Here is a 10310-nt window from a genome sequence, read left to right on the forward strand (position 1 = left end):
GCATCCTGCTTGGACTAAGGCTCATGCAACGATGGCTCTCCTCCTGTACGACAATAGGGCGCGCAATTAGTTATGTGACACAGTAGTACTAATGGTGTCGTGCCTGCTAATTTTCTACCGGGTGACCCATGGCCGCGGTGAAAGCAATAGAATCTGTCGGAAGCGCGTGCGCCGGTTTTGCCGCTTCGGGTCGTCCCGGTTTTAATGAACGAGATATTCCAACGTTCTTGCTTTAGGTCGGCCATGTGCGCACGGGGCGAGGCTTGCTTGGGTGACGAAATCCAGCATTATTTCGAGTCCATCGCGGTCCGCCGTTGCATGAATGCCGTCGTGACTCCTCGGGTGAGCGAGTCCTTGGCGTAATCAAATAAATTTCAGATGCCCAACAACGACACTCCCGAACCACAAGCCGTCTGTGATCCGATTTCCCGAAGTGCGATCTTCCTCACACTCACGGTAGCGCGCGGCGAAGGCCCAGCCGACACCGTGCGTGAATGGTGCGGCGACATTGCCGCGCTGGTCCGCGCGGTCGGCACGCGCGCGCCTACCGCTAACCTTTCTTGCGTGTGCGGCTTCGGTTCCGAAGCGTGGAATTTTCTTTTCGGCGCGCCGCGTCCCGCGTCGCTGCATCCTTTCATCGAGGTCGGATCGGGCGAGCGCCGCGCCATTGCCACACCCGGAGACATCCTGCTGCATATCCGCGCGGATCACATGGATCTATGCTTCGAGCTCGCGTCACAGTTGCTCATCAAACTGGGCGACGCCGTCACGGTCGTCGACGAGGTGCAAGGTTTTCGCTACTTCGACCTGCGCGACATGGTGGGCTTCGTCGACGGCACGGAGAACCCTTCAGGGAGAAGCGCCCCGAACCACACGATCATCGGCGAGGAGGATTCGGAGTTCGCGGGCGGCAGCTATGTGATTGTGCAGAAGTACTTTCACAATATGGATGCATGGGATGGCCTGACGGTGGAGCAACAGGAAAAGATCATCGGGCGCAAGAAGCTGTCCGACGTCGAACTAGACGCGGCTGTGAAGCCCTCGTGCTCGCATAGCTCGCTCACGACCATCGATGAGAACGGCCAGGAGATCAAGATCCTGCGGCACAACATGGCCTTCGGCCGTCCTGGCGCAAAGGAGTTTGGGACATACTTCATCGGCTATGCGCGCACGCCCGCGCCGATCGAACAGATGATGGAAAACATGTTCGTCGGTCGCCCGCCGGGCAATTACGACCGATTGCTCGACTACAGCCGCGCAGTGACGGGCGGTCTTTTCTTCGTGCCGTCCGCCGATCTGCTCGACGCGCTCCCGGGCAGAGGCTCTGCGGCGGCGTCGACGTCATCTCAGCCGTCCAGCACCGCCATCAAATGAAACAAGCCGCAGGGGAACATTGAACATCGGCTCACTTAAAGGAACTTCACAATATGAATAACCTGCATCGCGAGCTTGCGCTGATTTCCGAGGACGCATGGGAACAGATGGAAGCCGAAGTGGCGCGCACCTTCAAGCGCTCCGTCGCGGGGCGGCGCGTCGTGGACGTGAAAAGCCCGGGCGGCAGGGCCCCGGCGGCCATCGGAACGGGGCACCAGACGAGCGTCGCGGCGCCGAGGAAAGGCGTGTCGGCGAAGCTCTGCGACGTCAAGCAATTGGTGCAGCTGAGCATGCCGTTCACGCTGCAGCGCGAGGCGACGATAGCGTGGAGCGCGGCTCGAACGACGGCGACTGGCAGCCCGCGCCGGCACTCGTCGAGGACAGCGCAGTCTTCGAAGCTGCGGCTCGCGGGCGGGTTGTGTCGCGATAAGAATGGCAGGACGAGGCGGGCGCAGCGAAAATCCTTGAAGCCCATCGTGGGCTTGATGATACGTTTGATGGCGCGATGGTCCTGCTCGACAATGTTGTTGAGATACTTGTTCTGCCGGATTTTGATGGGCGTTTGCCGGTCGGCGTTGATGGCTTGCAGGGCGGGCAGATTGGCACCGCTCTTATCCGCGGTGATGGTCTGCGGCTCCCCGTTCCGCTCGATGGCCTTCTCGAAATAGCGATGGGCGGCAGCCTTGTCGCAATGGGCTCGAAGTAGGAAATCGACGGTATTGCCGGCCTTGTCCACCGCGCGGTACAGATACTTCCACTGGCCGCTCACTTTGATATAGGACTCATCCATCCTCCAGCTCTTGCCGACCGGTCGCTTATGTTGGCGAAACGCTTTTTCGAATAACGGCACGAGCTTGATGACAGCGGTGTATCGTCGAATGGTCCACCTCGACACCGCGTTCTGCCATCATTTCCTCAAGGTTTCGCAGGCTCAGCGAGTATGCCACGTACCACCGCACGCACAACAGCATCACATCCAGTGGATAGTGCAGTCGCTTCAGCACCTTGGCGATGCCAGGGAGCAACGTCTTGCGCGGCGTCTTCGTCGTCTTGGCCATCGTGGTCGTCAGCAATTTCCGTCCGCCAAATTTTACCTCAACGCCTTGTTGCGACAGAACCAGACCGGGCCCATGCGAGCATGAGGACGCTGTCAGGCGACACGCGTCCGACACGCCTGACACTTTCCTCAACCGGACAAGATCCTCTGGAAGCTCACATGCTGAGCTTAATGGTCGCCTCATTTGAGATTGCTTCTGGACTGTTTCGTTCAGACGAGTGGAAATGCCGGACGCGCCTGCCTTGAACCAATCACAAGGCAGGACGACGGGCAGGATCGGTGACAACTCCTCGCCGCTACTGGCTTTTATAACAGCGTGTCCGCTCCAGTTGCCCGGGCCGACTTGCGCCGGTAGCCCGTGGTCGCGAGCAGCAGGCTGCGCGTGTACTCGTGCTCGACCTGCTGCGCTCGAATGGAAGCGATATCGCGCTGCTCGACAATCTCGCCATTACGCATGACCGCGACGCGCAAGCAGAGAAAGCCGACCACCGCCAGGTTGTGGCTCACGAGCATCATTGTGAGATTGCGTTCGCGATGAAGCCGTCGCAGCAGGTTGAGGATTTCGGCCTGCACGGACACATCGAGCGCGGACGTCGGCTCATCGAGCAGCAGCACGCGCGGTTCGACAATCAGCGCCCGTGCAATCGCGACGCGCTGCCGCTGCCCCCCCGACAACTGATGCGGATAGCGGAAACGATACGCCGGACCCAACCCGACTTCGCGCAGCGCATCGACAATGCGTTCTTCCTGCCGGCCGATGCCGTTGATGGTCAGGGGCTCGCGCAAGGTCTGATCGACTGTGAAACGCGGATGCAGTGAGCCGTACGGATCCTGAAAAACCATCTGTACGTCGCGTCGAAAGGAGCGGTCGATCTTCTCTCCGTGCACGTGCGAGCCGATCTTCATATGGCCGCCAGCGACGGGCGCGAGGCCCGTCAACGCGCGCAGGATCGTCGACTTGCCGGAACCCGATTCGCCGACCAGCCCGAACACTTCTCCTTCGTCGACATGAAAGCTGGCCTGGCGCACTGCGTCGAAGTCACCGGTTTTGGTCCTGAAGCGGACCGTCAGGGCGTTAACATCAATCATGCTGATTCTCCTGCCGATTGCGTGAGCCATGCTGCGTCCCGCTTCAGCACGGGCAGTTCATCGGGCGGATTGATGAGCGGTGGATTCGCCGCGAGCAGGGCGCGCGTATAGGGATGCTGGGCGTGGACGAGATCGCGCGCCGCGCAGGTTTCCACCACACGTCCCGCAAACATCACGACGACGCGGTCGCAGAACGACATTACAAGGGGCAGGTCGTGGCTGATCAAGATCAGGCCTGTGTCGTGCTTTTCGATCATCGCGTCGAGAATCCCGAGCACCTGCATCGAGACGAGCACGTCGAGCGCGCTGGTCGGCTCGTCGGCGATGAGCAGACGCGGTCCGGACGACACCATCATGGCGATCATCACGCGCTGCCCCATGCCACCCGACAACTCATGCGGGTAGGCATCGGCGACACGCTCCGGATTGCGGATATGCACCGCTGCCAGCGCCTCGATGATCTTCTCGCGCATCTCGCGACGGCTGAACTTCGAACCGTGCAGTTCGAACGCTTCGCGCATCTGTTGCGCGATGGTCATCACCGGGTTGAGCGAGTATTTCGGATCTTGCAGGATCATGCCCATCTGCTGGCCGCACAGTTGCCGGCGCTTTCGCACCGACATTGCCAGCAGATCCTGACCGTCGAACTTCATCGCCTTCGCATGGCATTGCGCCGCAGGCGGCAGCAGGCCGAGTAGCGCACGCCCGGTGAGCGATTTGCCAGAACCGGATTCGCCGACGATGCCAAGCCGCTCGCCGCGCTGCAGCGTCAGCGAAAGGCCACGCACGGCTTCGGTCAATTCGCCGCCATGACCGCGAAAGCCAATTCGCAGGTCGTCGATTTCACACAGGGGTTGGGTCGTAACGGCTGGCACGTCAGCCTCCATGGCGCGGATCGAAGACGTCTCGCAGACTGTCGCCGAGCAGGTTGAAGGCGAGGCTCACCAGCAGAATGGCAAAGCCCGGAATGGTGGCCACCCACCACGAATCGAGCAGCACGTTGCGGCCCGACGCGACCATGAAACCCCACTCGGGGCTCGGCGGTTGCGCGCCGAGGCCAAGGAACCCAAGACCCGCGACAGTGAGAATGATGCCGGCCATATCGAGCGTCGCGCGCACGATCACCGACGACGAGCAGAGCGGCATGATATAGCGCAGGAGGATGCGCATCCGCGACGCGCCCTGCAAGCGCGCGACGTGAATGAAATCGGCTTGCACGAGCCGCAGCGTTTCCGCCCGCGCGAGGCGTGCATAGGCCGGCCAGGCCGTAATCGAAATGGCGATCACCGCGTTGATGACACCGGATCCCAGCGCGGCCGCGAAAGCGAGCGCGAGCACGATCTTCGGAAACGCGAGCGCCACGTCGGTGATCCGCATCAGCACGTTGTCCACCCAGCCGCCAAAGAAGCCAGCAGTGGTGCCGATCAAAAGGCCCACCGGAACCACGATCACCACGACGAGAATCGCAATCGAAAGCGTGAGCCGTGAGCCGTAGACAAGACGCGAGAGGATGTCCCGGCCAAGCTGGTCGGTGCCGAACCAGTGCGATGGCGAACCCGGCGGCAGCAGGCGGTCGGAGAGGACTTGCTGCAGCGGATCGTGCGGTGCGATCAGCGGCCCGATTGCCGCGATGATGATCAGCAAGGCCAGAATCACCAAGCCGAAGACCGACAGCGGGTTGCCCGCGAAGCGTCGCCAGCGCCGGTAAGCGAGGCCGAGTGCGGCCTGCTTGCGTGACGCGGGCGTGTCACTCAGCAGCCAGTCTTTCCATCGTCGGGGCACGGCATTCATCGGCCAGTCCTGCATTTGCATAGATTGATCGGTTGGGGGAAGCACGAGGGAAATCTCCGGAACATCAGCGGGCGCGCGGATCGAACACGCGATAAAGCGCATCGGTCAACAGGTTGAGCGCGATGAACGTGACGCCGATCACGAGCGTGCTGCCAAGCACGGCGTTCATATCGGCGTTCAGCAGGGCGCCCGTCAGATACGAACCGATACCGGGCCAGGCGAAGACGATTTCGGTCAGCACCGAGCCTTCGAGCAGATAGCTGTACGTGAGTGCGATCACGGTCAGGAGCGGCACGGCGATATTGCCGAAGGCGTGACGCCAGATCACCCGGCGCTCGGGCAAGCCTTTCGCACGTGCCGTGGTGATGTACTCCTGACTGAGTTGCTCGAGCATGAACGAACGCGTCATGCGGCTCAGATAGGCGACCGAGTAGTAGCCGAGAATGGCAGCAGGCAGGGCGATATGCGAGAACGCATTGAAGAACACGTCCCATTCGCCCGCCATGAGAGAATCGATGAGCAGGCTGCCTGTGTGCGTATCGACCATCCCGTCGAATACCGGATCGACGCGTCCCGGACCCGCTACCCAGTGCAGCTTCGCGTAGAACAGCAGCAGGCCCATCAGCCCGAGCCAGAACACCGGTACCGAACTGCCGACGAGGCCGACAAAGCGCGCGACGTGATCGATCCAGCGGTTGTGGCGCACGGCGGCAATCACCCCGAGCGGCACACCGATCAGTACGCCAATGATGGTCGACAGGGTCGCGAGTTCGAGCGTCGCGGGAAACACACGCTGGATGTCTTCGATAACAGGATGCGCGGTCAGTAGCGACATGCCGAAGTTGCCATGCAGCACATCGCGCACATAGATCAGGAACTGCACGGCGAGCGGCTTGTCCAGCCCGAGCTGGAGACGCGCCGCCGCGTAGGCCGTCGCCGACGCGCGATCGCCGAGAATCGCCAGCACCGGATCAATCGGAATTTTACGGCCAATCACGAACGTGACCGCCAGCAACCCGGTGAAGGTGATCACGAGCGTGATGATCCAGCGCACGAGGCGCAAGGTCCAGCGCACGCTGGCGCTTTCAGCTGAAAGCGCGCGCATGCGCTCGAAAGTCGTGAAGGGAGTCGACATGATGAGTTCCTCGGTCGAAGGCGAAGCCTGGACAGTATCGCCTTCGCCGCAAACGTTACTGCTTCTTCAGATCACGATACGACACGAGGTCGTTGATCGGACCCACCTCGAGTCCCGTCACGCCCGGTCGCGCGGCCACTTGCGAGACCTGCTGGAACATGATCACGAAGGGTGAGTTCGCGAGCATCTGCTTCTGCATCGTCTGGTACAACTCGGCGCGCTTCGCTGTCGACGATTCGGCGAGCGCGGCGTTGGTCTCCTTCGTCAGGCCAGGAATGTCCCACGAGTTGCGCCAGGCGAGCATCTTGTAGGCCGACTTGTCGGAATTGTCCGGATTCCAGGTGAAGCCCTGGGCGTTGCTGTGCGGGTCGATGTAGTCAGCGGACCATTCACCGATATAGATGTCGTGCGAGCGCGAGCGGTACTTTGCAAGCGTCTGCTTGTTGTCCCCGGGGATGATCTGAACCTTGATGCCGCCTTGCGCAAGATTGGCCTGCACGGCTTCGGCGATTTCGCTGTACGGGTAGCCGTTACGCACGTCCATCGTCACGGAAAAGCCATTCGGAAGCCCGGCTTTTGCCAGCAGCGCCTTGGCCTTCGTGACGTTCTGCTGGTAAGGGTTCGTGTTCAGCGCGCCGAGAAAGCCTTCCGGAAGGAACGTTTCGTGCACTTTGTAGGTGGTTTTAGCGACGTTGCTCTGGATACCGTTATAGTCGATCAGCCACTTCATCGCTTCTTGGACTGCCGGTTTTGCCAGGTTCGGATTCTTGACGTTCAGGCCGAGGTACAGAAGCGTCGCTTGCGGCACCGCGGTCACATGCGCCTTGCCGGACTTGGTCAGTGCGACGAGATCGTCCGGACTCAGGTTGCGCGCCACATCGACGTCGCCGTTCTCGATCAGCAGGCGTTGGCTCGATGCTTCCGGCACGTGACGCAACACGATACGCTTCATCGCGAGCGGTAAGCGATAACCGTCGAAGCGCTGCAGTACGATGCTCTCGTTGGCGGTCCATTTGACGAGCTTGTAGGCGCCGGAGCCGGCCTCGTTGGTGCGCAGCCAGTCGTTGCCGAAATCATTGCCTTTCTGGTGCGTGAGCAGCAACTGCTTGTCCACCACCGATGCAGGCCACGCGCCGAGTACGTTCAGGACAAACGTCGGCGCGTATTTCTGGTCTGTCGTCACACTGACGGTTGTGTCGTCAACCTTCTTTACGTTGTTAAGCACATTGTCCCTGGTCAGGCCGATGCCTTGCAGCACGGCCGCCGCGCCTTTGTCGAGCAGGACGGTGCGCTGGATCGACCACGCGACGTCGTCGGCGGTCAACGGATTGCCCGAGTGGAACTTTAGACCCGAACGGATCTTGAACGTGAAGGTCAGGCCGTCGGGGCTCGCGGTCCATGATTGTGCGACATCGCCGTTGAACTTCGACGGGTCTTTCAGATCGACCCGCACCAGCCGGTCATACGTATTCGCCACATATTCTTCCGGCACCAGCTCGTAGACTTCGCCTGGATCGAGCGTGGTGAATTCGTCGAGGAGCGTGGCCATGACGAACATGTCTTTCGGCGTCGCCGCCGCAGCGGGGCTGGCCGCTGTGAACGACAAGGTCAAGGCGGAGGCGATCGCTGCCGCCGTCAGTGCATTGCGCGATACCAGTTTCATTGCCGCTCCATAAGGAATGGGGTAGAGCCTGTCAGGGAACAACGGATGGAGAGATCGAACGCCACTACATGAGATGCAACGGACCGCTTTCGCTGTTGTCGATCAGCGGCAGCGCACGGGAGCCTGGCAGCTCGTAATGCCACCATTCGCTCTTGATGTGCGCAAAACCGGCGCCGTGCATGATGCCGAGCAGTAACAGGCGGTTGCGCTGCACGTGCTCGGGCAGGCCCGTATGGAAGTGTTCGGACTCGATCGTCATGGCGTCGAAGGCCGTGCCCATGTCGAGTTCATTGCCGCTGGCATCCAGCAGCGTCAGGTCGATCGCCGTGCCGCGGCTATGGTTCGAACCACGGCCAAGCTCAGCGATGTAGGTGGGATCGGGCAGGAAATCCCACAGCACCTGTTGCGCCTGGGGCGGACGGTAGGCGTCGAAAATCCGCACTGTCAGGCCGGCGCCGCGGGCAATTTCAACTCCCTTGCGCAAACCGGCTTCGGCGGGTTCGAGCAGCAGGCAGTGAGCCATCTTGTAGATGGGCTTGCCGGTCAGGTTGCGCTCGGTGGCATAGACGAGGTCGATGTCCACGCCATGTGTGGCGGCGGTAATTTCGATGAGTCGCGGTCTTGTCATGGAGGGCGCGGTACGATGCCGGATATGAGAGGGTTCAGAGATCGAACTGGTTAAATTCGCCTTGCAGCTCGCGATTGCGCGCGACGCGTTCGTCGATGGCGGCCCCCAGTTGCGCGACGATCGCGGTAATCAGCAGGTTGAACAGGCAGGTGAGCGGCGCCAGAGAGTCCCAGAACTGGCCGACGTCGGTTTTGACCTGCAACAGGTCGCAGGCGAATTCGCGAGCCCAGGGACAATAGATGTCGGTGACCAGCGTGAACGGCACGCCACGACGTGTCGCGGCTTCACAGTAGGGGCGCGCGATCATCGAGTAGGCGCGCGTATCGGTAATGACGAGGTACGGTGAGGCAAACTCCGAGTTCAGCGAATCGACATATGAGCCGGACATACCGTCGGAGTAGAACACGCGCGCACGGATGTATTCGAGGTAGCTGTAGAACGCGTTGCTGATGCCGCGCGTCGACTGGATGCCGAGGATATACACGGCATCCGCATTGGAGATGCGCTCCGCGATGCGGGCGAACATGGGCGATTGCGCCAACTGGTACACATGCCGGATCGCGTCGATTTCGAGTTCTAGCGAGCGGGTCAGGGCGCCGTTCTCGCCGTTATGCGCGGTGTTGCCGGACTGTCCGGACACACGCCGGTATTCGTCGAGCCGGTCGGTAATCATCCACGGGCGCGCTTGTGCGCCGCGCAGCTCGCGCTTGAGGTCGTCGAGGTTGCGATAGCCGACGCTGCGCAGAAAACGCCCCACAGAAATTCCGCTCGTGGCCGTCTGCTGCGCAATTTGATCAGCGGTCTCGAGTCCGAGTCGTTCGAGATTCGCCAGCATGTAACTGGCGATGCGCTTGGCCGTGGGGGTAAGCTCGGTAAAGTGGGCTTCGACGGTTTGTGCGAAAGCGGTCGGCATGTCAGTGCATGTGGGTTTGGTTAATTGCCTGTCGTTTTCTCAATCAATGACATGCATCTAACAAAACCAATAAACTCAGCGCCAGCTTAAAAATTCAATTGGCTGCGACTGTCTCATAGCTTTTGTCAGACCTGGTCTCGCACTTGAAGGAAATTCACTTCGGTTCGCCGTTACGGTGGTGGGACAATTATGGAGGGCCTCATTGATTGATGGGGCACAGCTAGCACCCTGAATTTGGCGGATTGCGTCAACCCAAGCAAGGGACCATAGCATCCGATGTCTGGTAGCGGACCGCCAGGCGCTCGACCTCACGTACGCTTGCTCATTATGTCCGGGGCCATCGCGGAGCCGTCGCAATAAATCCGGTATCGAGGCAAACTGCACATTTCGCCGGAGTGTGCGGCGCGACGTCCGGTCACGCTGCTTCGCAAACTTCTTTCCTATTGGGCGCCACGGATGCCGGCGCCGAACTGATACTGTTGTTAGTCCGCGATCGGCCAATGGACTAAACCGCTCGCGCGGTAATGGGCTACGGCTTTGGGTAGTGGTAACGGAAGGGAAACCGACTCTGTTTTCATGTTGATCGGCGAGGCAATCCGCCTCGTCATTCAACGGGAGCAGAGCCATGAGTCAGACCCTCCAGCCTATCAGCCCGCGGCG

General features: G+C 60.8%; 7 protein-coding genes and 3 pseudogenes. 2 read left to right on the forward strand and 8 right to left on the reverse strand.

Annotated features, from left to right (window positions below; all coding sequences use genetic code 11):
* Positions 1-378 precede the first annotated feature (378 nt).
* Both HWY30_RS39685 and HWY30_RS39690 read left to right on the forward strand, forming a co-directional pair.
* A pseudogene (locus HWY30_RS39685) lies at positions 379-1435 on the forward strand (Dyp-type peroxidase).
* Positions 1428-1795: pseudogene (locus HWY30_RS39690) on the forward strand (family 1 encapsulin nanocompartment shell protein); the annotation flags it as partial. The pseudogenes HWY30_RS39685 and HWY30_RS39690, both read left to right, overlap by 8 nt.
* A gap of 15 nt (positions 1796-1810) precedes the next feature.
* On the opposite strand, the pseudogene HWY30_RS39695 reads toward HWY30_RS39690, so the two are convergent.
* From HWY30_RS39695 to sapR, 8 genes and pseudogenes are all read right to left on the reverse strand, one after another.
* Positions 1811-2432: pseudogene (locus HWY30_RS39695) on the reverse strand (IS6 family transposase); the annotation flags it as partial.
* A 305-nt stretch (positions 2433-2737) separates the two neighbouring features.
* Entirely contained in the window at positions 2738-3520 is a 783-nt protein-coding gene (locus HWY30_RS39700) for an ABC transporter ATP-binding protein (RefSeq protein WP_090806738.1), read from the reverse strand.
* Entirely contained in the window at positions 3517-4407 is an 891-nt protein-coding gene (locus tag HWY30_RS39705; protein ID WP_090806736.1) for an ABC transporter ATP-binding protein, read from the reverse strand. Before HWY30_RS39705 ends, HWY30_RS39700 begins: the two co-directional genes overlap by 4 nt.
* Positions 4397-5311: a nickel transporter permease gene (gene nikC / locus HWY30_RS39710; RefSeq protein ID WP_090810170.1), complete on the reverse strand. Its 915-nt coding sequence runs from the start codon at positions 5309-5311 to the stop codon at positions 4397-4399. Before nikC ends, HWY30_RS39705 begins: the two co-directional genes overlap by 11 nt.
* A gap of 64 nt (positions 5312-5375) precedes the next feature.
* A complete protein-coding gene (locus HWY30_RS39715; RefSeq protein ID WP_090806734.1) occupies positions 5376-6446 on the reverse strand; it encodes an ABC transporter permease in 1071 nt (356 codons plus the stop codon).
* Between the two features lie 55 nt (positions 6447-6501).
* Positions 6502-8109, reverse strand: coding sequence for an ABC transporter substrate-binding protein (locus HWY30_RS39720; RefSeq protein WP_090806732.1), 1608 nt, complete (start codon positions 8107-8109; stop codon positions 6502-6504).
* 64 nt (positions 8110-8173) lie between these two features.
* Positions 8174-8737 (reverse strand): D-alanyl-D-alanine dipeptidase, encoded by a 564-nt coding sequence (gene ddpX, locus HWY30_RS39725; protein WP_090806730.1) that lies wholly within the window; start codon positions 8735-8737, stop codon positions 8174-8176.
* A 34-nt stretch (positions 8738-8771) separates the two neighbouring features.
* Positions 8772-9650: a sap1 transcriptional regulator SapR gene (sapR, locus tag HWY30_RS39730; RefSeq protein ID WP_090806728.1), complete on the reverse strand. Its 879-nt coding sequence runs from the start codon at positions 9648-9650 to the stop codon at positions 8772-8774.
* Positions 9651-10310: the final 660 nt, after the last annotated feature.

Source organism: Paraburkholderia tuberum STM678 (assembly GCF_902833905.1).
GTDB classification, from domain to species: domain Bacteria; phylum Pseudomonadota; class Gammaproteobacteria; order Burkholderiales; family Burkholderiaceae; genus Paraburkholderia; species Paraburkholderia tuberum.